The organism is Shewanella marisflavi (genome assembly GCF_002215585.1).
GTDB classification, from domain to species: domain Bacteria; phylum Pseudomonadota; class Gammaproteobacteria; order Enterobacterales; family Shewanellaceae; genus Shewanella; species Shewanella marisflavi.
In genome coordinates this window covers 881,651-906,262 of record NZ_CP022272.1, presented here as the reverse complement: position 1 = coordinate 906,262, position 24,612 = coordinate 881,651, and the positions used below count along the sequence as shown (strand labels likewise).

Sequence of the window (24,612 nt, the reverse complement as noted above, 5' to 3'; positions counted from 1 at the left end):
ATGCAGATGTGGATAAATCTAAGCAGAATTATTTTGATGTTAAATATAAGCTAAGTCACAAAAATCAGGCACCTTTCGGTGCCTGAAACCATTTACAGCCCAAGTGTTAATTCACTAAATTGAAACTGCTACTGGTCGGCACACCATCCCAACTTCCGCTGACATGGGTGACGCTAATGTTATAGGTGCCGGGCGTCGTACCACCATTGCCTTTTCTATTGGGCGCAGAGGTTTTCCAGCGGACCTCTGCAACCCCAGCACTGTCACTGGCACCACTAACAAGCGTAAAACTTTCCAGCGTCGTAGTGTTGGTCACATTCATACTGACGACAGCACCTTCCTCTAGCTCGCCATTAGCTTCCTGCACCAAGGCTCGAATGACCACCTCATCGCCGACTGTCATAGTGCTTGAAACGATATAAGTGGTTGTCTGGGATTTACCTTTACCACTTTGCTGTAAATACCCGGTGCTGATACTGCTCACCCCCAAGGTATCATCAGTCGCAGGTGGTGAGCCCCAAGTAGTTGACGCCATCAACTGCGGCTTAGCCATCCCCGTATTGAGCCAAGCTTCCAGCATGTTATCGCCTTCAGCGCCGAGAAATGCGCTCTGGCGATTATTGGCCAAGTAGAGGAACTGTATGTACTCCCAACTGGTGCCTTGGTAAAGCAGGTCGATAGTGGCATACACAGCACCAGCCGGAGGATTGAGGGTCAGCCGGTCATAATGATCATACACACCGCCAACACCGGGAGCGCCAAACTGATTGGCGGGTACAGGCAACGCATTGCGCCTTTTAGCCTCATCGAAGCTCATGCCATATGGAGGAATCCGATTGTCGGCCACCACATGATTGTTTAACGCAAAGTGAAAACTGTCCGCAACACCGTCGCCACTGCCAGCGGCTAAATCCGCCAGAGTCGTTAACACCTCACCGCTAAAACGGTCATAGGCTAGTGCTAAATCACCGCTGACACCTAAGGACACTAACCGCTCTGCCCAGGCTTGGGTTATCCCATAATGCGCCGAATAGATACGGGTATTGGCGCCAGTTAAATCCACTATCGATTCCACTTCGACAGCTGCGCCACCGGCAGGGTTGGCAAACGTCACACCTATTGGCCCATAAGCGCCATCTTCACGTAACAATTGCTCATCGCCGTCATACCACTTGATGTTGAGCCACATACGTCGACCTTCGGGATAACCTGAGATCAATTTATGTCCGGTGAGATTCACCACAGTGAGCAGGTTCCCTGCCACACTCAAGTTGGCCGCCTGTTGCAGATGCTGCTTCGCCCTGTCGGTCGCCAGATCGATAGCCGACAACTGAGCCGTGGTCAGCCCATCACCCAGCCTTAACTGCGAGCGACTGTCCTGATATTTGATGACATCGCCAATCCAGCTGTTACCGCCGGTAAAATCATGTTGTGGCAGATCTTTACGCACTTGGACACCGCGCTTATTAGCACCGGCGCTTTGCACTGGCCGCATGTGACAGCTTTGACAGCTGAAATAACGAATATCACCATCGGCATAATTACCGCCGGTTCCCGCTAACAGTGCAGCCTGATAGGTCTGCTCAATCGCGCCGCCTGGATGACGTAAGTTTTCAGGCAAAGACAGGAAATCAGCCACCTGTGTGGTGGGAAATGCACTGGCCTTATACTCGCTAAAAGTACGTTCAACCACGCCATAAGCATAAGGAGGATTATTAAACGCGGCCTTATCAACCACAGAGCCGCCCACATTTGGGATTCCACTCGCTTCTTGAGAGGAGATCACCAGCGGCGCTCCGGGCTGCGTGCCATTACCTGGAGCTAAATCGCCCACCACAGGGTTGGACACATCATGACAGGAGCCACAAAAGTCCACATGGCGATGAAACTTTGACTGCATAAACTGATGACGGGCATCAGCATCGACATAAGGGCCTAACTTGGCGCTGCTGGCATTCCAGAGTGACAAGATGCCGCTACCATAGAAACCTTCATCGGCACTTTGACATGTGCCCGACGGCGCTAATGCCTTATCGCTGCAGTTAGCAATAAAGGGTGCAATCATCGCACCTTGCAACACAGGATCGGAATTGTCGGTGTTGGTCATCACATGGCAGGTGTCGCAATCCACGCCATTATCATCCATCGCAGGAATTCCCGAACCATCGGTTGGGGTTGAGTGCCCCTCATACCAGCCTTTGGTGCTGTGGCAGCGGATACAAAAATCTCCCGCGCCATCAAAATCTTGCTCTGCCACCGCCATGGTCGCCCAGAAGATCGGGTCGCGACTGGCATTGGCCATGGCACTACCGCGCCAGCCCGTAGCAGGCTCATACTCAGGGTTGGTTTTGTTATAGCCAGAGTGGCAGTTATCACACTTGTCCGGTGACTCAAAATTGCCAGCTTGCCCCTGCTGAGTCCCTGGCATCTGCACTTCGGTAGGCACCACATCTGCCGCAAAACATTGGGCGATAAGCAAGCTCGTGCAAAGCGCGATAAAGGAGAGTTTATTGAACATCATATTTGCCCCCATTGATTTTAAGCTGTGGAAAGGCGACAGCTAACGGTTAAATTTTAACCAATGCAGTTTATCTAATATTGACCTACCTCAAATTAGGTAAGCTTTGTTATAACATTGTGAACATACTGCCAAGAGCATTAGACCCTTAATGACTTAGCGTCATAGCGCTTAGTAGATAAGCGGTGTAATGCCTAAAAGCTTTTGCAAGATATTCTCCACCATGAACGTATTGATTGCTCTAGACAGAAAAGAAAAGGATAACCATCAAATGCCCAAGCTAAGCTAACACCATCCACCACTGTTGCCGGCTAGCTTCCCCTCTACTCCCAATGAGACAGTCCCCCTAAACACTTAATGTAACAATTGGAAATATGTAAGTGTTGGAATACATAGCTAATCCCTTTATTGTCGATAAAACAAACGGCATACAAGTGACTTCTCAGGGACAGAAAACAAGAAGATTAGGAGCAACAAAATGAAGCTTAGCCATTTCACACTCACAACGATGTTTCTTGCGTTGGCAGGATGCTCGGTCAGCAACCAAGAATCGACAGCCGCAAATCAACAACTCGCCCGTCAACAAGCATTCGAAAGCAGCATTCGTTCAATCGACGATGATGGAAACAGCAGCACATCAACCAATACGCTGGAAGCGCGAATGAAGGCTTATGGCGTCCCGGCGGTGAGTATCGCAGTATTTGATAACAACCAAATTATCTGGTCGAAGGGGTACGGAAAGTCAGACATAGAATCAAATGAAAAGGTCACCACGGACACACTGTTTCAGGCAGCTTCCATTTCAAAAGCCGTCACCAGCGTCGCGGCGTTTAAAATGATTCAGAAGGGTAATTTTAGCCTCAATGAAGATGTGAACTTAAAGCTAAAACGTTGGCAAGTACCCGAAAATCAATTTACTCAACAACAAAAAGTCACGCCAAGCCGAATCATGAGCCATACATCGGGGCTGAATGTCTCTGGATTTGAAGGTTATAGCCAAAACCAGACGATTCCCTCAATAGTGCAAATTCTACAAGGAAGTAGCCTGAGTAACTCCCCTGCGGTTAAGGTCTTTCAGACACCGGGGGAATCTGAGTATTACTCTGGTGGAGGCATGACAGTCTTGCAGCTTTTGATGGAAGATAGTGGTGAGCAGCCTTTTTCACAACTGATGCAACAATTGATACTCAAGCCTTTGAATATGAAACAAAGCTCTTTCGAGCTACCGCTGCCGAATGAACTCAGGAACCAGATTGCAAATGGATACGATAGCCAAGGAAACATGATTGAAGGCGGTTATCATCTCTATCCAGAGAAAGCTGCAGCAGGTCTATGGAGCACGCCTACCGATTTGGCAAAATTTATGATCGCACTGGGTAAAGCCTACCGCGGCGAGGATGAAACTCTACTATCTCAACAATCAGCCAAAACAATGTTAACCAGAGTGCCAGGCGCAGGTGGGACGGGCATAGGGATCGATGGTGAAGCAAATGCATTTCGATTTAGGCATACCGGCGGAAACGCCGGATACACTTGCTATGCAGTTTCCTTTGCTAATTCTGGGCGAGGCTTTGTTGTGATGACCAACTCGGACAACGGCTTCCAATTAATCCACGAAATATCCAGAGCCGTTTCCGAGACTTATGGTTGGCCTCCGATGTGGATGCGTGAATAGAGTCCTTACCGTCTAGCTCTTTTTACCCAAGGCCACTAATAACAGCTACTCCATAATTGCATCGCTGGCGATGATAAGATGATGAAGTTTGGGGCTTTCGCCGCGGAGTTGACTGCTGTCAAACTCCTTATTTCGAATAATGTGAAAATCTCGAACTGAGACAGTATTATCAATCCTAAGCAGCAATTAGACTGATGAGGCCATGCTGCTGCCCCACCGCATTAGCAACCGCTACCAATCGGCTTTTTATCTCTTCCTCGATCCCTGTACCGCGCTCAAGCAAGTCATCAACGGCGATAAAAGCAATGGTCATCAGGTGACTACTCTCATAGTGGTAGGCATAGCCCGGCTCGACGACCCAGTTCTTTGATGTTAGCTGCTCAGCCTTGTCATCCAGGGTTCTGACCAGGGTGAAATCGAAGGATAAAATATGGTCTTCCTTACCATACCAGTCCGCCTTTAGCGCCTGAAAGTTGATCCACATCTCAAGCTTAGCCAGCAAGGGCTTAAGTGAACTCGAAAATCTGTCATCGGCCGTGATAGTGATGGGAAATCCTTGCTGCATGGCTTTCTTTACCTCTTGCGTAAGCTTTTCGCTTACTTACCTGTCTGCTTACCCTAAACCTTGGCTGTGGGGATAAACTCATTTATCGATAAGCTTTGATTGTGCTGGTGAACCCGTGCTGATGCAATGACCAAGCGCTAAACGGTTCTAATACATACACGAGCACCTACACGAGTACATACACCATTACATACACGAGTACATACATCAAAACATTCGCCAGAACAGACACTAGAACCTCAGCTCAAACGAACATTTACAGGGGACCTGATAGCAAAGCACAGCATCTGGCTCACCGAATCTAAGGCTCGTAGTTTCTGTAAATTTTTGGTTTAATCAATCATCAAATAATAAAAAATAACATCGACCCAATTGTCGTAGGAGCCCGCGCTGTTAAGCCCCCATTTTGCGCCGACTAAGCGTAGACACTCATCATCAATGCTATTGATCTGCTTGCTATTAGTGATCTTGTGCCAGTCTCTAGCAACCGGGGCCGCGTTAAGCGTGCGCTACGCCAACGAACGCCATGCTTTCGGCGCCACAATCAGTCACTCACACTCCTTTGCCAACCGCCATCATCAAGCTCATCATCTAAGCCATAATCACACCGATCATCCTGGCGATGACCTTAGAGATGTTGAACAGTTATCCCCCTTTAACGCCGTTGAAAGCATCGCATCGTTGGCCGAGCAAACTGCCGCTCATATTAATAGCTCTGATATCGAAAAACCTGCCACGAAATATGAAGAGCATCAGCACGACCATCACAGCTACATGGCCTCTCATCCTCCAACGGAATACAGGGTTGTCAGTGTGCAGCGCCAAGCGCAAACACTCACACCGCTGATACAAGTCTGCCTGACGCGCTGTGATGCGCCACCAATTCGCCCTCCGCTCTTGGCTGGGTAAAAACACAACAAAACAACTGTATTTTTATCCTAATCGAATTGGGAGTGTAATCATGAATCGTTCAATTGCTGGCGGGTTGACCCTGCTGGTAACCTTCTGTTGCTTGTTTATATCCACCTCGCTGTTTGCCCACGGCGTGGATGACGGAACACAGGCTTTCTTGTCGACGAATCAAGGCGTATCGATACTGCCTTTTATCTATATCGGCGCAAAACACATGGTCACTGGCTATGACCACCTGCTGTTTCTCGTGGGGGTGATATTCTTCCTATTTAAAGGCAAGGATATCCTGATCTACGTGAGCCTGTTTACCCTAGGGCACAGTATTACCTTGCTGTATGGGGTACTCAACGACATACAGGTCAATGCCTACCTTATCGATGCGATTATCGGCTTTTCCATTATTTATAAAGGCTTTGATAACCTTGGCGGCTTTCGTCGACTGTTTGGGTACCAACCCAATACTAAGATTGCCGTCGCGATTTTTGGCTTGTTCCATGGCTTTGGTCTGGCGACCAAGATTCAAGAATTTCAGCTGCCACAGGAAGGATTGGTCAGTAATATTTTGGCCTTTAACCTGGGCGTAGAGATAGGCCAGTTCTTGGCCCTTGGCGTGGTGCTAATCCTGTTTAGCTTTTGGCGTCGCTACCGCAACTACCTCACATTTTCAGTGGCGGCCAATACCCTGTTAATGAGCAGCGGTTTGATGTTAGTCGGATATCAATTAACCGGTTATTTCCAATCATAAATCGGGACAAGGAATTAAATATGAAGCAGTCAAATCATCAAGCACATGAACATATCCCAGTGCACAGCAACAAAACTCTTATCAAAGCCAGCCTGGCGGCAACCCTTATCGCCGCCGTTATACTGGTGCTGTTTATCTTACCCGCGGAATATGATGTCGACCCAACAGGCTTTGGCCAGGCGGCAGGATTAACTGAGCTGGCGAAATCGAGCCAGGCGCAAGCGGTACAAACAGGCGTCGCAGAACCCAGCCAGATGCAAAATGAAATGCCAACTCCGATGAAAGAGGCCGAATTGGGTTTCATGGCGTCTGAGGCGGTAAATAAGTCAATCGTCGAGCAGATAAAGGCGGCGCGCCAAACCCCAGGTTTGAGAAGCGATACGATAGATATCCTTATCCCAGCGGGCAAAGGCTTGGAATACAAGCTACTCATGGATGCCTATGTGCACTTGGAATATGAATGGCATACCGATGGCCAACCGCTCTACTTCGATTTTCATGGCGAACCCAAAGGCGATACCACGGGCTATTACGAAAGCTTTTCAATCACCATCGCCAATGAAATGAAAGGCTCGCTCACCACGCCATTTGCCGGATCTCACGGCTGGTATTGGAAGAACAAGAGCGATGCGCCTGTCACCGTCACCCTGACGACCAAAGGCGATTATCGTATTAAGGGCTAACTTTTTAGAAGGGCAAAACACAATAGAGAATCAGAAACAAAAAAGCGAACCACAAAGGGTTCGCTTTTTATTATGGTCGGTGCCGTACACATCCCAAATGACGTTACTGCCGAAGATAAGACAAGGAAACCTGCTGTTTTCGCCGCGCAGTTGACTGTAGTCAATGAGCAGCGAAAACAACGGGGTGACGCCGTACTATACAAACTAATTAGCCAACAAAAAGCGAACCACAAGGGTTCGCTTTGTTATATCTAAGCTTCAGATGAAGCTAGCTATTACATAATTGCGTCGCTGACGAAGCTAATGCAAGGCGGATTGAGAGCTTTCGCGCGCAGTTGACTTGTGTCAATGAGCACGAAAGCTGAGATTCAACGCCGCAGTAGCGAGTCCAAGCAGCAATTATTTGTAATCGTCAATCGGTGCACATGAGCACATTAGATTACGGTCGCCGTACACGTCATCGATACGATTCACGGTCGGCCAGAACTTGTTCGCCTTAACCGCAGCCGTTGGGAATACGGCGGTTTCACGACTGTATGGACGTGAGTCGAACTCAGGATCCATGATATCGGCCATGGTGTGCGGCGCGTTGTGCAGCGGGTTATTGTCCGCTGGCCACTCACCTGCTTCAACCTTGGCGATCTCGCCGCGAATCGCTACCATGGCTTCGATGAAGCGATCCAGTTCAGCCTTAGACTCAGACTCTGTCGGCTCGATCATCAGGGTACCCGCAACCGGGAAGCTCATGGTCGGTGCGTGGAAACCGTAGTCGTTCAAACGCTTAGCAATGTCCATTTCGGTAACGCCAGAGGCTTCTTTCAGTGGACGCAGGTCGATAATACATTCGTGCGCTACGCGGTCATTACGGCCTGTGTAAAGCACAGGGTAATGGGCAGACAGCTTCTTCATCACATAGTTAGCGTTCAGCAGTGCCATCTGAGTAGACTGTCTCAGGCCCTGGTAACCCAGTAGCTTGATGTACATCCAGGTGATAGGGAGGATGCTGGCGCTACCATATGGCGCTGCCGATACCGCACCGTTGTTGTCTGACTCACGACCATGCTTAACCACAGCGTGACCAGCAACGAATGGCGCAAGGTGTGCTTTCACGCCGATTGGGCCCATACCTGGTCCGCCGCCGCCGTGTGGAATTGCGAAGGTCTTATGCAGGTTAAGGTGCGACACGTCTGCGCCGATTGAACCTGGTGTGGTAAGGCCTACCTGAGCGTTCATGTTGGCACCGTCCAGATACACCTGACCGCCATGCTGATGAATCACTTCACAGATCTCGCTGATGGTCTCTTCGTACACACCGTGAGTCGATGGGTAGGTGACCATGATGCAAGACAGGTTTTCGGCCACTTCGGCAGCCTTAGCCTTAAGATCTTCCATATCCACGTTACCCTGTTTGTCACAGGCGGTAACCACAATCTTCATGCCAGCAAGCTGGGCCGAAGCAGGGTTAGTACCGTGGGCAGACTGAGGGATCAGACAGACGTTTCTGTGACCTTCACCGCGAGACTCATGGTACTTCTTGATTGCCAGCAAGCCAGCGTATTCGCCCGATGCACCCGAGTTAGGCTGCATACACATAGCGTCGTAGCCAGTGATGTCAACCAACCAGTTTGACAGTTCTTCGATAAGCTCTGCGTAACCCTGGGCCTGATCTTGCGGGCAGAAAGGATGCATGTTGCCAAATTCTGGCCAGCTCACAGGCATCATCTCGGTTGCCGCGTTCAGCTTCATGGTGCAAGAACCCAGTGAGATCATCGAGTGGTTCAGTGCTAAATCTTTGTTTTCAAGACGCTTGATGTAACGCATCATCTCTGTTTCGCTGTGATAGCGATTGAAAGTTGGATGCTCAAGGATAGCGTCTTCACGAACTAACTCGGCTGGAATTGAGTTGCTGCCATTAGCGATGATGTCGGCGTCAATTGCCGCCACATCCAGACCATGGCCTTCACCCAGAACGATATCAAACAGCTGCGCCACATCTTCACGAGTGGTGGTCTCAGCCATGGCAACACCTAAGATGCCATCACTGTCGATACGCAGGTTAACTTCACCCGCGATGGCGCGAGCCTGCACGGCGGCGCTATCTGCAACCTTGAAGGAAACGGTATCGAACCAAGTATTGTTTACCAGCTCAACGCCTTTAGCCTTCAAGCCAGCGGCAAAGATATCGGCCAGACGGTGGATACGGTCGGCGATAATCTTCAGGCCTTGTGGGCCATGGAATACGGCGTAGAAAGAGGCCATGTTGGCCAGCAGTACCTGTGCAGTACAGATGTTTGAGTTAGCTTTCTCGCGGCGGATATGCTGCTCACGGGTCTGCATCGCCATACGCAGGGCGCGGTTACCACGAGTATCTTGTGACACACCGATAATACGGCCTGGTAGTGAACGCTTGTGCTGATCACGGGTCACGAAGAAGGCAGCGTGTGGACCACCAAAGCCCATTGGCACGCCGAAACGCTGGGCGCTACCGAATACGACATCGGCGCCCATTGAACCCGGTGACTTAAGTGATACCAGTGACATGATGTCAGCGGCCACAGTCACGATAGCTTTCTTCTCTTGCAGCGCGGCAAACAGCTCGGTGAAGTCGGTGATTTGACCATAGTGGTTGGTGTATTGGAACAAGGCACCAAACAGCTCATAGTTAACCGCTTCGCTGGCTGGGCCAACTACGATTTCGAAACCAAAACACTCGGCGCGGGTCTTTACCACGTCGATAGTCTGTGGGAACACATCGTCGGCGATGAAGAAGATGTTAGCTTTCTTCGCCTTAGAGACACGTTTGGCCAACGCCATGGCTTCGGCAGCTGCTGTGGCTTCATCTAGCAAAGAGGCAGAGGCCAGATCAAGACCGGTAAGATCCATCGACAGCTGTTGGAAGTTCAGGATGGCTTCCAAACGGCCCTGGGCGATCTCAGGCTGGTATGGAGTATACGCTGTGTACCAACCTGGATTTTCGAATACGTTACGCTGAATCACGCTTGGCACGATAGTGCCGTAGTAACCCATGCCGATATAGCTCTTGAACACCTTGTTCTTATCCGCGTACTTACGAATTGCACCAAGGCCTTCGGCTTCGCCACAGGCGCTGCCAACGGCAAGGTCGCGTCCAAGACGAATCGACTCAGGGACTATCTGCTGCGTTAAATCTTCTAAAGATTCTGCACCAACGAAGTTCAGCATCTCTTGCTGTTCTGCGTTGTCCGAGCCGATATGACGACGGATAAATAGTTCGTGCTGCTCTAACTGAGTGAGGGTTTCAGTGGTCATGATTAACCTAGTTCCATTTTTGCCAGTATCCTAGCTGTAGGGGGCTGGTGTTACCGGTCTCGTTGTTTGATGTGGTTCTACTTTTCGTCATACGCCACTAGCATAATGCCCGGGCTTATAACGAACGAAGCCCCATCTCTTTGCGATATGGGGCTTCGTAGGCATCGACAATTACTCTTCGTCGATAACCGCTTGATAGCCTTCGGCATCAAGCAAATTGTCTAGTTCGCTCAGGTCGCTTGGCGTGATGCGGAAGAACCAGCCATCACCGTAAGCGTCGCTGTTAACCAGCTCAGGAGAATCTTCTAGGGCTTCGTTAACCGCAATAACTTCACCTGAAAGTGGCGCGTAGATGTCTGAAGCGGCTTTTACCGACTCGGCTACCGCACAGTCATCACCAGCGCTAACAGTGTCGCCAACTTCTGGTAGCTCAACGAATACCATGTCGCCTAGAAGTTCTTGGGCGTGCTCACTGATACCAACAGTGTATGAACCGTCTTCTTCTTTGCGGATCCATTCGTGTGAAGAAGCGTATTTCAATTCAGTCGGAATATTGCTCATTATTTTTGTTCCTTGTTCCGTAGTGCTAAATTTTTAAAAACTAAGACTGTATAACCACTCAAGCGCCTGTCATTCGACTGGGTCAGCCGATATTTTAGCAGCTTTGGCCTAAGTTGCTTAGGTTGCATAATGCACAGCAACTCAGGCCCGCCATTGCCCTTTCGACAGCCCGGCGGCTAAACAGAGATAACCCTTATCAAACAGTTAGAAGGCCTGCTTACCGTTACGCACGAAGCTAGGTGCGATCACTTTAACAGGGACGCGCTTCTTGCGCATCTCTACTTCTGCGACATCGCCAACAGAATTAGGCACACGCGCCATGGCGATTGAGTAACCTAGTGTTGGTGAGAAGGTGCCACTGGTGATAGTGCCTTGCTGTTCAACGCCGTTTGCGTCAGTGAAAAATACTGACATGCCGGTGCGCAGTACGCCCTTAGCTTCCATCACCAGACCAACTAGCTTCTCTGTGCCTGCCGCTTTGATAGCGGTCAGCGCTTCACGACCGATAAAGTCACGGTCTTCAGGTTCCCAGGCGATGGTCCAGCCCATGTTAGCCGCCAGCGGGTTAACGCTCTCGTCCATGTCCTGACCATAAAGGTTCATACCGGCTTCTAAACGTAGGGTGTCACGGGCGCCCAGACCACATGGCTTAACGCCAGCGTCTAACAGAGCTTGCCACAGCGCTTCGGCTTCGGCTTCAGGTACGATGATTTCGTAACCGGCTTCGCCTGTGTAACCTGTGGTCGCAATAAAGAGAGAGCCAGACTGCACACCGAAGAAAGGCTTCATGCCTTCTACTGCGGCGTTTTGCTCGTCGGTAAATACCGCTGCGGCTTTCGCCTTAGCGTTAGGACCTTGAACGGCGATCATAGACAGTTCAGGACGCTCAGTGACGGTTACGTCATAGCCTTTAACTTGCTCGTTGATCCAGGCGAGGTCTTTTTCGCGAGTCGCCGAGTTCACTACGATACGGTAATGGGTGTCGCTGAGATAATAGGTGATCAGGTCGTCAATAACGCCTGCATTATGGTCTAACATGCCACCGTAGAGTGCCTTACCTGGCACCTTAAGTTTGGCGACGTCATTAGCCAGCAGTTTACGAAGAAAAGCACAGGCCTCAGCACCCGTAACATCAACTACTGTCATGTGAGACACGTCAAACATACCTGCGTCTTGACGCACTACATGGTGTTCTTCGATTTGAGAGCCGTAGTTTAGCGGCATGTCCCAACCGTGGAAGTCGACCATTTTGGCGTTAGCTTCTAGGTGCTTGTTAAAGAGTACAGTTTTATTAGCCATTATTATCTCTTCTTTTTTGCCCTTTTCGGGTCTTACCTGGCGGTGCCTCAGTGCTAGGGCGTGATTGATGAAATGGGGCTAAGGCCGAAAGGGTCGGTCAAGCACTCTCTTGTCATCAATAGGCTTAAGCGATGCAGACGATCATGGTAAACCGCCTCGAACTGACACACCTGAACCTAGGGTACATAGGGCCAGGATGTGATTGCAAAGATGAGTTTTTGCATCAATTGCGTCGAATAAGATGCATCAACAAATTTTGTTTTAAGATACGTGTTTGGTATCAAAATGCGGCGAAATTATACCTTGCGTCACAGTTTTGTATACAAGAGAATTTTCTAATCCGAACCATTTTTCCATTACTTTTTCTCATGTTTCAAATGTAGTTTTGTTACATGAAAATCCGTATATCAAATCAAATGATGTCAACCACTTGTATTTAAAAACAAAATGATAAGGCGCCGCATTCTAGCACGACCTACTTACACAACTCAGGCAAGCGGGTTTTGTTACCCATAGCCTGTTGCATAAACAGTGTTTTCACAGGAGAAAGGTTATCAACCAGGTTAAGGCCCAGATCGCGCAGGGCTTTCTTCACCGGATTGCTGCCTTCGAACAAGCGCTTAAAGCCTTCCATCGCCGCGATCATCTCCAGCGCATCGGCCTTACGCCAACGCTCAAGGGCACGTAAATTGGCATAATCGCCAATATCTTTGCCCTTGGCCTTTAGCTCACTCAGCGTCTCGATAATAGCCGCCGCATCAAGAAAACCTAAGTTGACGCCCTGACCTGCCAGCGGGTGTATGGTGTGAGCCGCATCCCCGGCAAGCACCAGGCGATGACGGGCAAAGTGACGGGCATAACGCATCCGTAGCGGGAAGGCCTGCAGTTCACTCTCAAGCTTGCACATGCCCAGCTTACCGTCGAAGGCGGCCGTTAAGCTGCGCTCAAACTGCACCTTGTCACCTTCCAAGAGGCTTTGCGCCTTGGCTGGCGGCACCGACCAGACGATAGAGCAGAGATCTTTTTCAAATAGCGGCAGAAACGCCAATGGGCCTTCGCTTAAGAACACCTGTCTGGCGGTGGCGTTGTGTGGCAGCTCGGTGCGAATCGAGGCAACAATGGCGTGATGGCCATAGTCCCAAAAAGTCATGGGGATCTTACATTGCTCGCGCACCCAGGAGTTGGCACCATCAGCGCCAATCACCAGCGCCGCCGACAGGTTGTCGCCATTATCCAGGGTCAACCAGGCCTCGCGCTCACCAAAGGCAATCTTTTCCAAACGATGATTTTCCAGGTGAGTGATTTCAGTTAGCTCACTGGCTCGGGTCGCCAGCGCATGGCTGATGTTGTCATTCTCTATGATGCTGCCCAGAGTCTGCTCGCTAATCGAATGGGCATCGAAGCATATCTTGCCCAAGCTATCCTTATCCCACACCGCCATCTTCTGGTAGGGGCCGATGCGGGACTCGTCGATATAAGCCCAGGCTCCCAGATGGGTAAGCAATCGTTGACTGGCCTTGTTGATGGCACTGACACGCAGTCTAGCCTCGCCCGATACGGCATGGGTTTCACCGGCGTCGATCACCACGACCCGCAAGCCTTCCTGCCCAAGGCCGATGGCAGTTGCCAAGCCCACCATGCCTCCGCCGACAATAGCCACGTCATAGGTTTGTGTACTGAACATATAGAGATCCTTTATCGAAACTGGCTGGCAGATTGGGGCGATTTCCACCCCATGGCTTTACGAGCAATAGGCGTCTTAAGCGGCGGGCACCAGGAGAGTAGCCGCAGCCCTAGGTTACGTCCGGCAACCAGAGGCCAATACTGATTAGAGAAACCGCGCACTAAGAATTCGACATTAGCTATGGTGGCGTCGCGATCTTGCTGACGGCGACTCAGATATTCATGGGTTAGCTTGGCACCACCAACATCCTCGCCCTGTTCGAGCGTCTCGCCGATCACCTCGAGCAAGCAGACCAGATCCCTCAGCCCCAGGTTAAAGCCCTGACCTGCGATAGGATGCAGTGTCTGCGCGGCGTTGCCGATAAATACGGTGCGCTGATAAATAGGACGCGCCATGTAAGATAGCTTGAGAGGATAAGCATAGCGCTCGCCCACGTCGATAAATCGACCGGCACGATAACCAAAGGCATCTTGCAGCGCATCTAAAAATGCGCTCTTTTCCGCTCCCAGCATTAGCTCAGCATGTTCGGGCGCCAAGGCCCACACCAAGGAGACACGGGACTGCCCGTCCACATTAGCCATAGGCAAGATAGCCAACGGGCCACTGTCGGTAAAGCGCTCATAGGCCCATTCTTGATGTGGCTTATCGGTGAGCACATTGGCCACCACTGCGACCTGCTCGAAATCCACCTGTTCAAGCGGCTGCTTAAAATCTTGTCTGATCTTAGAATTCAAACCATCGGCGGCCACGACCAGCTTGGCGCTGATGGCAGTGCCATCGTCTAGCGTCAATTGCTGAGCATCTACTCCGGCGACGATACTGGCCACCTTAGCAGGACAGAACAGGCTGACATCCTGTTGCTCCAGCAGGCTAAACAGTTTGGCACCGACCCGCTCAAGCTCCACCACCTGGCCCAGATACGGCAGATGAAAGTCACTGGCGTTAAGTGTGGTCATGCCAAAATGGCCACGATCTGAAACATGAATATTTTCTATCGCCGTGCCCAGATGGGACAATTTAGGCCAGATACCTAGACGTTCGAGTTCGAATATGGAGCCCTGAGCGATAGCGATAGAGCGGGCATCGAAACCGGGATGGCCATCACCTGGGAGATTGGCTTCAATAAGCGCAATACGCAGCGGTCGCGGCTGAATCTGTGCCAGGTTAGCCAGCCCAAGTGCCAAGGTGGCACCGGCCATGGCACCGCCAACGATGGCAATATCAAATGCGTTATTAGGGGTAGACGAAGTGGTCATTCACTTTCTCTTTCTGTGGCAAGCAGTTAACCCTGCTCGCCCCGATAAATGCAGACAATATTAATGAATCATGGGGTCTTGATCTTTGATCTCGCTCGGTTCTGGACCGAATTCGGCATAACAGAGCAGCGCCGCCATGCGGGCAAACTCCATCAGCTCAATATAAGCCGCTTCAGACTCTTCATCTTCGGCCACATCAAATTCAACCTGAGCGATCTCTGCCAAATCTTTAATCACCTCTTTCACATCACTCGAGGCGCGATTCAGTTTAGGCTGTGCCATGGCAATCCCCGTAAGAAAGCTCTGCACCCATAAAGAGAGCGCCTCGACACGCTTGCTTAAAGCTTCTTCCTCTTCAGGCGCCATAGGAGTAAAACCAAATTCCGCGTCTGTGATGCGCGCGATAGTATCTTGGTAGAGTTCCTCAAGCAGCTGCACCAAAGAAGGTGGCGGCAACTGACCGTCGTTGATCAGCTCCAGCAGCGGCTTGATCCACTCGCTCTTGGCCTGTCCCACACCACCACAGATAAGCCCCACAAGGGAACCATGAACTTCTACGGGATGTTGTGCGATCTCGGCTGCTGTAAGCTCGGCGAAAAGAATTTCGATACGTAAAGAGGGAGGGGTTGCCATAAGAGGTTCCAATCGTAAAATCACTTCTGACATGCTAGCAGATCTGGCCTGCACGACCAAGCCAAAAGCGGTAAGCTGACCATAAGGTATTTTGACGCCATCGAGCCCTTTAAACTCCGCCAGCGTTCACTTAGCGCAGAATTCGAACACCTTTCACCACGGTGACCTAAACTATTGGTTATCTAAACAACATTTAATCTAACAAAGCGTTATTAAGCCCCCAGTGTTATTGCACTTTCCAGGGCAGCCCGATATAGTCCGCTCAACAACAGGATAAAAGGATCTACATCGCAAATGAGTAGCCATGCTATAGAAATTAGCTTATTGGGCCGTACCTACTCCATCGCTTGTCCGATTGGACAGGAAGATGCTTTGCGTCATGTGGCCAACAAGCTGGAAAAGCAGCTAAGTTCCCTGCGTGTTCGTACCAAAAACTTAAGTAGAGAAGAAATTGCCATTATGGCGGCACTTAATATTGGCTACGAGTTATTGGAAGAACAGAAGAAGAATCAAGATTATATTAAGCAGATGGATGAAAAGATCGGTCTGCTGCAGTCGACCTTAGAGAGTGCGCTAGTTGAGCGCGCAACGAAAGACGATTAAACTGTAATTACGCGTGAGGCGAGACGATTCATTACTTGAATCTCCGCTAGGCTAACAGGCCAAGCCTGAGTCGATACGCAACAATTTTGCTCCCTGTGGTGTGCGTGAGTCGGTTATGTCCCTGTGCCGATATTTACAAACTCAGGGTGAATGTTTTGATGACATTGCGCAAGCTCGGCGCGAACCGAGAAGCCTTAGGATTTAATCATTTACCCGCCTTGAACCTACGGTTCAAGGGCTACACCGGTAACGGCATCTTGGGGAGCAATTCAAACACTAACGCTAATAAGCGATAAGGCTGAAAGGTATAACACTTTTCGGCCTTTTTTATATCCCAAGCAAGCAGCCCACCTCGAAACCCTCATGGGTTCAAGGGACACACAGATAACGGCATCTTGGGGAGCAATTCAAATTAGAGAGGCTAGAAGGTATAGGTCTGAAAAGATAACCTTCTGGCCTTTTTTATATCCCAAGCAAGCTGCCCGCCTCGAAACCCTTATGGGTTCAAGGGCTACACAGATAACGGCATCTTGGGGAGCAATTCAAATTAGAGAGGCTAGAAGGCATAGGTCTGAAAAGATAACCTTCTGGCCTTTTTTATATCCCAAGCAAGCAGCCCGCCTCGAAACCCTTATGGGTTCAAGGGCCACACAGATAACGGCATCTTGGGGAGCAATTCAAATTAGGGAGGCTGGAAGGCATTGATCTGAAAAGGTCACTTTTCGGCCTTTTTATATCCCAAGCAAGCATCCCGCCTCGAAACCCTTATGGGTTCAAGGGCTACACAGATAACGGCATCTTGGGGAGCAATTCAAATTAGAGAGGCTGGAAGGCATTGAACTGAAAAGGTCACTTTTCGGCCTTTTTTATATCCCAGGCAAACAGCCCGCCTCGAAACCCTTATGGGTTCAAGGGCCACACAGATAACGGCATCTTGGGGAGCAATTCAAATTAGAGAGGCTGGAAGGCATAGGTCTGAAAAGATAACCTTCTGGCCTTTTTTATCTCCCAAGCAAACAGCCCACCTCAAAACCCTTATGGGTTCAAGAGCCACACAGATAACGGCATCTTGGGGAGCAATTCAAATTAGAGAGGCTGGAAGACATTGCTCTGAAAAGGTCACTTTTCGGCCTTTTTTATATCCCAAGCAAGTTAGCCTTGGCCGCCATCAAATTCAAACCTCTATCTTTAGTGTGTTGAAAACTCAGATACAACAAAGCTAGACTGTGGCTCAATCACTAATGACTTCAGTGACCTCTTTAACGGGAGCAGGGATATTGAAACCAGCCTTTACACCGAGTGCGGCCAAGCAGATCGATCGTCAAGCCATACGAAATAAGGTCCGCAGCGCAAGACGGGCGATTCCCACTGATGCGCAGAAACGCTTTGCCCACGAGGCTGCAGCTCGCCTAATGGAGATCATCCGCCAGCGTCAGGCCAAACACGTGGCTCTCTACCTCACCAGCGATGGTGAGCTCGATACCCAGCCCCTGATTGAAACCCTATGGCAGCAGGGCGTGACCGTCTATTTGCCGAGGCTACACCCATTTTCTAAAGGCAATTTATTGTTTTTTAGATACCTACCCACCAGCCATCTGCTCCAAAACTGTCTTAAGATTTGGGAACCCAAACTTGATATTACCGAGATGATTCTGCCTCAGGATCTCGACGTCATCATTACGCCTCTCGTGGCCTTCGATGAGCAGGGGAATCGTATGGGGATGGGTGGCGGCTACTATGACCGCTGCCTGAGCGACTGGCAGCTTACGGGTAAACCCTACCCCATCGGCTATGCCCATGACTGCCAGCGGGTCGAATCACTGCCCACCGAGCACTGGGATATTCCACTGCCGCTTATCGTCACCCCATCAAATATACTGTTTGTTCCGGAGGAGTCATTAACGGCCAACACTAATGTTAGATAAAGCAGATCTAGTCTAATTTTTGTCATCGGAACGTTTTAATACCGAAGCAAGCAATGTCTTAGTGAAACCCACTTTGAAAGCCCCACCAAGACGGGCTAAAGTGTGCAAAGACAAGTATCGTATTTTTAAGTGTTACGCATCCCTGTTTCTACCTCAGTCATGCTCACGCCGCCAGTAAGGAAAAGATAAATGAAGATTGCCGCGCGATTACTGCCCATGGCCCTGCTTGCCCTTAGCGCCTGTGCCCAGCAAACCAGTCAAGCACCTGAGCCACAAGCCGTGAAAACAGCCGAAATCCCCATAGGTGATACCAGCCGCAACGCCCTAGATTGGCCCGGCCTCTATACGGGCACCCTGCCCTGCGCCGACTGCCAAGGGATAGCTCTGCGTCTGCAGATTAACGCCGACTACAGCTACCAACTCAGTCAGGTATACCTGGGGAAATCAGACAAGCAACAGGGGATTGAGCAACAAGGGCAATTTCGCTGGAATGGCCAGGGCAATAAGATCATCTTAGACGACAAAGCCAGAGGAATGCAGCTTCAGGTCGGTGAGAATATTCTGTTTATGTTAGATGAAAAGGGCGAACGCATTAAAGGGGCACTGGCACAGCAATATCAACTGAGAAAATCTAACTGATCATCTAAGTGGCACCTAATCAGGTTTACACCAAAGCGTTTCACAGGGCATATCACCCACTTTGCTTTGAAACCCTGGGCAGTTTTGCACAAAGAATTTGGCCTCCTGGCAAGAGGTCATCTGCAGGCACTGCTGCCGGGCATCGCAACTAAAAACCACATCCGATAGATCTTGCTTACCGACATAGTATTCAGAGCCGGGTGGGAAAAGTCCTTCAGGCGGTTTGATATCAACCTCACCGGACACATCGTAATTAATCATAAACAGGTAAAGCAGATTACCAAAGGCGATAGCAAGTGCCACCAATGCGACCTTGACGCGCCAACTGATCGCATCGTCATTGGCAAATTTATCGTAAGATTCGAAGGGAGAGGTCAGTGTGATGGGATTACCCAGATCTATCTCGGCCTTAGTCACCTTAGTGCCACGTAGCGTGTCTTTCCACTGTCGATACACGACAGGCTCGCCCTCTTTGGGCATGTGTTCATAGGGGAGCAGATTGATGCCAAAGATCCTGAGTTCGTCAGAACCATCTTCCGGTGCGATAAAGCCTACGCGCTGCTCCTGATTCCAACGAACAAGCGTTCCTCGCTTTGCTCTAATATCCATATTCCCGTCCGCCTTGAAAGCCATGTTTGGATAAGTTTGCTACCTACCCAAGCAGTCATAACCTGTTGAAGCAATGAAACTGAGTCATCCAGATCAGTTTCATTAACAGTTACGTTACACTCATGTATCAATATAATTAGGTTTTCATGGTACGGCAAGTATGATTTTGTAGCATGTTTGTCTGCTTTTTATATCTGCCACTCGATCGGAGTTTGCCCTAAATCCTTTAACAAGGCATTGATTTTTGAGAAATGTTTGCAGCCAAAAAATCCTCGATACGCCGACAATGGCGATGGGTGCGGCCCGGTCACCAGATGGTGCTGCGCCGCCTTAATTAACTTGCTCTTCTTCATGGCATGCCCGCCCCATAACACGAAAATAATGGGACGATTTTGGGCATTGAGTAACCTTAATGCATTGTCGGTAAAGGTCTCCCACCCCATCTTGGCATGAGAATGCGCCTTACCCTGCTCCACCGTGAGCACGGTATTGAGCATCAATATCCCCTGCTCGGCCCATTTGGCTAAATAACCATGGTCAGGCACAGTAAAACCATGGATATCACTGGCCAGCTCCTTATACATATTCACCAGCGATGGCGGCACCTTAACACCGGGCTGCACTGAGAAACAGAGGCCATGAGCCTGCCCCTCACCGTGATAAGGGTCCTGACCTATCAACACTACCCTCACCTTATCGAGTGGAGTCAGCTCAAAGGCGCTAAAGACCTGCTCTTTAGCCGGATAGATCGCCTTACCCGCGTCTCGCTCGGCCTGAACAAAGTCCTGTAACTGGCGAAAGTAATCTTGCTGCGCTTCCTCGGCGATAAAATCTTGCCATTGGCTGATCTGTGTCATATCTATCTCTTTCTATCTCTTCAAAAATAATTAAAACCAAGTAGTATTGCCGGCACAAAGCTCTGATTACGAAACAAAACGCTAAGCTTTCACACCCAGTGAGCATACACTCTGCATATCCAAGAGGTTTTTGACTATGTCCTTAGCCCATAAACATGGTTTTACCCTAATAGAACTGGTCGTTGTGATCATAGTGCTGGGGATCCTGGCGGTCACCGCCTTGCCGAAATTTATCAACCTGTCTCAGGACGCTCAAGTCTCCAGCGTCAAAGCCACTGGTGGCGCCTTTAAATCCGGCATCGATCTCGCCCACGCCGTCTGGGCCGTTCGCGTCGGTTCAGGCCCGGCAGAAAACCTCAAAACCTTTGGCGATGACGAAAGTGGTGAGATGGATTTTAATGTCAACGGCTGGCCGGCTCAGCACTATTTCACAGACGACGAAGCCTCACCACAACTGGATAATGTCGAAGATTGTATCTCGGTATGGGAAACCATTTTCCAGGGGGACGAACCCAGTGTCTCACGCAGCGATGATCAGAGTAACACAGATTATAAGGCCAACTATATCAGCGTAAATCAGTGCCGCTACCACCTTAGCGACAACCAGAAACTCAGTATCTACTATGACTCGCGTAACGGCCAGGTTAGCGTAGATAGCGATCCGCTAAATTAAGGGTTGAAACACCCGGTAGGATTGGCGATACAGATCTCATTACGCCCAAATCTATGCTTCACTAACGGCTAATTTACGTTACTATGCAGACTTACAAATTGACTTACCTGTGAGCGAGCGCATGTCTGAACAGCAAAAAGAAACCACAATTTTTCAATTAGCCGATAAGTTTATTGCCTTAGCCAACGAGCTAAGTGCCCAGGAGCAAGATGTTGCCAAAGTCGGCACGGCACTGCGTTTTGCCGCAGCACGTTTCAATGCCTTCGAAGCCGCCCTTAAGTCGGCCGATCTTAAGGCAGAAAAAGCTAACGCTCTGGAGTGGTTTACCAAAGAATATCAAGAGATGCTCAGCGATAACCTGGATGATCATATCGACAATCCACCCAAGACTGAGCCTGAAGCCACTAAAGACGATGCCGTACAGGTATTTAACGGTTAGAACCGGCTGAAAAGCGAAATCAGGTTAGCGGCTAAGGAGACACCTTGGCCGCATAGCCTAAGACTAGAGGGTCACTAGCACCCTTACCGCCAGTAAAATCAACACTATCCCTGAGAGTTTGTCGATAAGTCCCGCCTTCTCCCTGAGCTTAGGCAGCACGGATTTGTGCGACAGCAAAAGCGCGATCAGTGTGTACCAAAGACCATCGACCACCAGCGGCGTCAACACGATAAGCGACTTCCCCCAAAGCTCATCGGCCACCAACACAAACTGACTAAAGAGTGCCAGGAAAAATAGCATTATCTTGGGATTAAACAATGAGATAGCTATGCCATCACGGGCCGCAGTCACAAGATCGGTCGACTTCCCCGCCGCTAGCTTGTCTGACATCCCGCCTTTAGAGCGCAGCGCCTGTACACCGATATAGGCCAGGTAAAGCGCCCCAATAATGGCGATACCATTGAACACCAGCGGCGCCTGCTTGAGCAGCACAGCAAGCCCAAGCAGGGTGACCAGGGCATAGACGCCTATGCCAATGGAATGCGCCCAAGCACAGACAATGCCATTTGCCCGACCGCCACCTAAGGTATGGCGCACCACCATGGCCAGACTCGGCCCGGGAGACATGGCCCCCAAACAACAAATGGCTAACAACCCCAGCCACGCACTAAAACTCATATCGTTTCCTCTGTCGCAAGATTAATTCGCCTGATAGAACTGGCGAACGTCCTTAGCCAGAGCCGCCAGCGATGCTGGCTCCACATACATCATATGGCCCGCCTCATAGTAGTGCATTTCTACTCGGCTATTGTCTATACCATTGTCGGCCATCGTATTTTCGGTGGCAAAGAAGGGAGTCGCAAAGTCATAGTAACCATTGGCCACCAAGATCTTAAAGTCGCTGTTTTCCCGCTGCGCCTCGCCAAGGTATGGCGCCACATTGACATAGTGCATCTGCTTACCGCTAATATTCCAGTTCCAACCTCGGTTAACGTCGACAGAGAGTACGTTAAATGGACGAGTGATCTGCACCCCAAGGTCTTTATACAGGTATTCATGAATGGCCGCCGTATAGGCACCATCTATGCCATAACCAGAAGGATCGCCATCGGTGCGCTCGCCGCCACTGTCATAGTCTCTCCCCAGATAACGGCTGTCTAAACGACCGACAGTAAGGTCTTGGTCCCTAAGCAGCTGCTTGGTGTAACGACTGGCGCTAACCCTGAGATTCACTCTGTCTAAGTAGCTTTCACTCAAGCCGGTAAAACGAGCCAGCTGCTGACGCACCGCCTGATAATCCTGCTCAGGCAAACGACTGCCCTGCAACAGCGCCAAGGCATAATCCTTTATCGCAAATTGACGCGCAGCCTCGACGAAGGCGGTTAGCCCCATCGCCTTATCGGTGGCGGCCACCTTGTCATGGTAAAAAGCGGTCGCCGCCATGGTTGGCAGGAAGCCGATATAGGGCTGATTGTTTCCTGGCTGATAGCGGGCATGGCTAAAGTCCAGAATCGATGAGATCAACATAACGCCATTGACCGAAATATCTGTCCAGCCAGATTGCAGCTCATTCACCAATGCCGCCGCGCGGGTCGTACCATAGCTCTCACCGGCAATATATTTAGGCGAATTCCAACGGCCATGTTCGATAAGCCAGCGGCGGACAAACTCGGCGATCGACTGGGCATCCTCTTTCACGCCCCAAAAATCTTGCCCCTTGTTCTCCCCTAGTGCTCGGCTAAAGCCTGTGCCGACAGGATCGATAAACACCAGATCAGACTTATCCAGAATCGAAAACTCGTTATCCACTAAACGATAAGGAGCGGCGCCATCGTCTTTGGCATCACCCGGCACTACCACACGCTTAGGACCAAACAAGCCCATGTGCAGCCACAGCGATGCCGAGCCAGGCCCACCGTTAAACACAAAAGTGACTGGTCTTGGTGTCTTAGTGTCTGTCTTGGTGCGCAGATAACTCACTGAAAAGATACTGGCTAGCGGCTTATCTTTGTCATCTTCCAAGATGGTTTCTGACGCTATGGTGCGATAATGTACCCGCTCTCCTGCAATTTTAACCTGACCTTCGCTGGTGTAGACCTTAGGCTCGACCGCGACCTGTGGCTTATCGGTCTTTGCCTTGTCCTGCTCTGCGCTATGACCCGGCAAGCTCAACAACATGAGCGACAGCCCAGCCGCAGCGCATAGATATTTGGTCAATTTAATTTTGCTGTGAATTACCGAGAATGGTCGCAAACATAAATCTGCCATTAAAAACATCCTATTATTGTTATTCTATTGTGGTGATGGGGCAGCTTACAAAGATTCTACAGTCGGCGCAAAGCATCAATTGCAAACAAATCTTTCACACCCCATTCGCCAACAAGCTTTAATTAAGCCAAGGGGTGTTACACTGGCCGACGCAAGACAGTTCCGTAAAATAATGCAATGAAACAAATACTAAGGACAGCATGAATAGCATCTTATTGATCAGCGCTCTCACCCTGAGCTTACTGCTTGGTCTACTGGCCTGGCTCAGTTACAAGAAAGCAAAGGGCAGTCAAATTCCTGCAGCCGTCTTGGCCTTGCTGCTAGTGTTTGCATCTATTAATGGCGCCATCAGCTATTTTATCTACCCTAAAGCCGACGCCAATGCCTATAAAGAGTTGGTGTGGCAGCCACTCGTCCCCGAAAAAATAGAGAGCATACTCGCTGAGGGCAAAACGGTATTTGTGGATGTCAGCGCCGATTGGTGCAACATCTGCAAAGCCAATAAAGACAGGGTACTGCATCAGGCTGTGGTGGTTGAGCGATTAAAGGATAAGGATATGGTGTTAATGCGCGGCGAACTCACCCACAGCGATGCCATGATTGAGGCCTATCTGGCAAAGTATCAGGCCTATGGTGTGCCTTTTAATATCGTCTACAGCCAGGCTTATCCTAATGGGCTGATACTGCCCAGGGTGCTATCTATAGATGATCTGCTCAGCGCCCTCCCCCTTCGCGGCTAGGTGTATTCAGCACAGAAAGAGTCGCTAAAAAAGAAGGCTG

Annotated in this window: 22 protein-coding genes and 1 other RNA gene; 11 read left to right on the top strand and 12 right to left on the bottom strand. The window is 50.0% G+C overall.

The genetic code is table 11. The features are described 5' to 3' along the window. Positions 1-106: 106 nt before the first annotated feature. Complete coding sequence (locus CFF01_RS04060; RefSeq protein WP_088903957.1) at positions 107-2,521, bottom strand: hypothetical protein; 2,415 nt, start codon at positions 2,519-2,521, stop codon at positions 107-109. A 475-nt stretch (positions 2,522-2,996) separates the two neighbouring features. Here CFF01_RS04060 and CFF01_RS04055 point away from each other — a divergent pair, with 475 nt between their 5' ends. Beyond that, positions 2,997-4,193 carry a serine hydrolase domain-containing protein gene (locus CFF01_RS04055; RefSeq protein WP_088903956.1) on the top strand — a complete coding sequence of 399 codons (1,197 nt, stop codon included), beginning with the start codon at positions 2,997-2,999 and terminating at the stop codon, positions 4,191-4,193. Between the two features lie 175 nt (positions 4,194-4,368). On the opposite strand, the gene CFF01_RS04050 is transcribed toward CFF01_RS04055, so the two are convergent. Further along, positions 4,369-4,758 (bottom strand): hypothetical protein, encoded by a 390-nt coding sequence (locus tag CFF01_RS04050; RefSeq protein ID WP_088903955.1) that lies wholly within the window; start codon positions 4,756-4,758, stop codon positions 4,369-4,371. A 438-nt stretch (positions 4,759-5,196) separates the two neighbouring features. Here CFF01_RS04050 and CFF01_RS04045 point away from each other — a divergent pair, with 438 nt between their 5' ends. The 3 genes from CFF01_RS04045 to CFF01_RS04035 are packed head-to-tail and all read left to right on the top strand — an operon-like array spanning position 5,197 to position 7,098. Then, positions 5,197-5,667: a hypothetical protein gene (locus CFF01_RS04045; protein WP_088903954.1), complete on the top strand. Its 471-nt coding sequence runs from the start codon at positions 5,197-5,199 to the stop codon at positions 5,665-5,667. A 52-nt stretch (positions 5,668-5,719) separates the two neighbouring features. Then, on the top strand, positions 5,720-6,415 hold the full coding sequence (locus CFF01_RS04040; protein WP_088903953.1) for a HupE/UreJ family protein: 696 nt from the start codon (positions 5,720-5,722) through the stop codon (positions 6,413-6,415). A gap of 20 nt (positions 6,416-6,435) precedes the next feature. Continuing rightward, positions 6,436-7,098, top strand: a complete 663-nt coding sequence (locus CFF01_RS04035; protein WP_088903952.1) for a hypothetical protein — start codon at positions 6,436-6,438, stop codon at positions 7,096-7,098. A gap of 399 nt (positions 7,099-7,497) precedes the next feature. Here CFF01_RS04035 and gcvP read toward each other — a convergent pair whose 3' ends face one another. The 6 genes from gcvP to CFF01_RS03995 form a co-directional block, all read right to left on the bottom strand. Then, positions 7,498-10,386: an aminomethyl-transferring glycine dehydrogenase gene (gcvP, locus tag CFF01_RS04025; protein WP_088903950.1), complete on the bottom strand. Its 2,889-nt coding sequence runs from the start codon at positions 10,384-10,386 to the stop codon at positions 7,498-7,500. 171 nt (positions 10,387-10,557) lie between these two features. Next, the gene (gcvH, locus tag CFF01_RS04020; RefSeq protein ID WP_033539705.1) at positions 10,558-10,947 is read right to left on the bottom strand and encodes a glycine cleavage system protein GcvH; all 390 of its coding nucleotides are present in this window, start codon (positions 10,945-10,947) and stop codon (positions 10,558-10,560) included. A gap of 204 nt (positions 10,948-11,151) precedes the next feature. Then, positions 11,152-12,246: a glycine cleavage system aminomethyltransferase GcvT gene (gcvT, locus tag CFF01_RS04015; RefSeq protein WP_088903949.1), complete on the bottom strand. Its 1,095-nt coding sequence runs from the start codon at positions 12,244-12,246 to the stop codon at positions 11,152-11,154. A gap of 475 nt (positions 12,247-12,721) precedes the next feature. Beyond that, positions 12,722-13,930 carry an FAD-dependent monooxygenase gene (locus tag CFF01_RS04005; RefSeq protein ID WP_088903947.1) on the bottom strand — a complete coding sequence of 403 codons (1,209 nt, stop codon included), beginning with the start codon at positions 13,928-13,930 and terminating at the stop codon, positions 12,722-12,724. Positions 13,931-13,941: 11 nt separating this feature from the next. After that, positions 13,942-15,186, bottom strand: coding sequence for a 2-octaprenyl-6-methoxyphenyl hydroxylase (gene ubiH, locus CFF01_RS04000; protein ID WP_088903946.1), 1,245 nt, complete (start codon positions 15,184-15,186; stop codon positions 13,942-13,944). A gap of 60 nt (positions 15,187-15,246) precedes the next feature. Then, complete coding sequence (locus CFF01_RS03995) at positions 15,247-15,819, bottom strand: UPF0149 family protein (protein WP_033539710.1); 573 nt, start codon at positions 15,817-15,819, stop codon at positions 15,247-15,249. Between the two features lie 294 nt (positions 15,820-16,113). Between CFF01_RS03995 and CFF01_RS03990 the strand changes: the two genes are divergently transcribed. The 4 genes from CFF01_RS03990 to CFF01_RS03975 all read left to right on the top strand — a co-directional run bounded on the left by CFF01_RS03990 (position 16,114) and on the right by CFF01_RS03975 (position 18,986). Next, the gene (locus tag CFF01_RS03990) at positions 16,114-16,422 is read left to right on the top strand and encodes a cell division protein ZapA (RefSeq protein ID WP_033539711.1); all 309 of its coding nucleotides are present in this window, start codon (positions 16,114-16,116) and stop codon (positions 16,420-16,422) included. An 87-nt stretch (positions 16,423-16,509) separates the two neighbouring features. Further along, positions 16,510-16,690: non-coding RNA, 6S RNA (gene ssrS / locus CFF01_RS03985), on the top strand. Between the two features lie 1,009 nt (positions 16,691-17,699). Beyond that, positions 17,700-18,347, top strand: coding sequence for a 5-formyltetrahydrofolate cyclo-ligase (locus tag CFF01_RS03980; protein WP_088903945.1), 648 nt, complete (start codon positions 17,700-17,702; stop codon positions 18,345-18,347). Between the two features lie 189 nt (positions 18,348-18,536). Further along, complete coding sequence (locus tag CFF01_RS03975; RefSeq protein ID WP_232479499.1) at positions 18,537-18,986, top strand: copper resistance protein NlpE; 450 nt, start codon at positions 18,537-18,539, stop codon at positions 18,984-18,986. Positions 18,987-19,001: 15 nt separating this feature from the next. Here the strand turns inward: CFF01_RS03975 and CFF01_RS03970 are convergent, their stop codons facing one another. Then, positions 19,002-19,595, bottom strand: a complete 594-nt coding sequence (locus CFF01_RS03970) for a hypothetical protein (protein WP_088903944.1) — start codon at positions 19,593-19,595, stop codon at positions 19,002-19,004. Positions 19,596-19,783: 188 nt separating this feature from the next. After that, positions 19,784-20,452: a uracil-DNA glycosylase gene (ung, locus tag CFF01_RS03965; RefSeq protein WP_033539714.1), complete on the bottom strand. Its 669-nt coding sequence runs from the start codon at positions 20,450-20,452 to the stop codon at positions 19,784-19,786. Between the two features lie 136 nt (positions 20,453-20,588). Between ung and CFF01_RS03960 the strand changes: the two genes are divergently transcribed. Both CFF01_RS03960 and CFF01_RS03955 read left to right on the top strand, forming a co-directional pair. Continuing rightward, positions 20,589-21,125 carry a type II secretion system protein gene (locus CFF01_RS03960; RefSeq protein WP_033539715.1) on the top strand — a complete coding sequence of 179 codons (537 nt, stop codon included), beginning with the start codon at positions 20,589-20,591 and terminating at the stop codon, positions 21,123-21,125. A 121-nt stretch (positions 21,126-21,246) separates the two neighbouring features. After that, the gene (locus tag CFF01_RS03955) at positions 21,247-21,564 is read left to right on the top strand and encodes a DUF3144 domain-containing protein (protein ID WP_033539716.1); all 318 of its coding nucleotides are present in this window, start codon (positions 21,247-21,249) and stop codon (positions 21,562-21,564) included. A gap of 63 nt (positions 21,565-21,627) precedes the next feature. Here the strand turns inward: CFF01_RS03955 and CFF01_RS03950 are convergent, their stop codons facing one another. Then, positions 21,628-22,242 (bottom strand): LysE family translocator, encoded by a 615-nt coding sequence (locus tag CFF01_RS03950; protein ID WP_088903943.1) that lies wholly within the window; start codon positions 22,240-22,242, stop codon positions 21,628-21,630. 21 nt (positions 22,243-22,263) lie between these two features. Then, entirely contained in the window at positions 22,264-23,742 is a 1,479-nt protein-coding gene (locus CFF01_RS03945; protein ID WP_088905868.1) for a S10 family peptidase, read from the bottom strand. A gap of 290 nt (positions 23,743-24,032) precedes the next feature. On the opposite strand from CFF01_RS03945, the gene CFF01_RS03940 reads away from it, so the two are divergent. Beyond that, a complete protein-coding gene (locus CFF01_RS03940) occupies positions 24,033-24,572 on the top strand; it encodes a thioredoxin family protein (protein WP_088903942.1) in 540 nt (179 codons plus the stop codon). Positions 24,573-24,612: the final 40 nt, after the last annotated feature.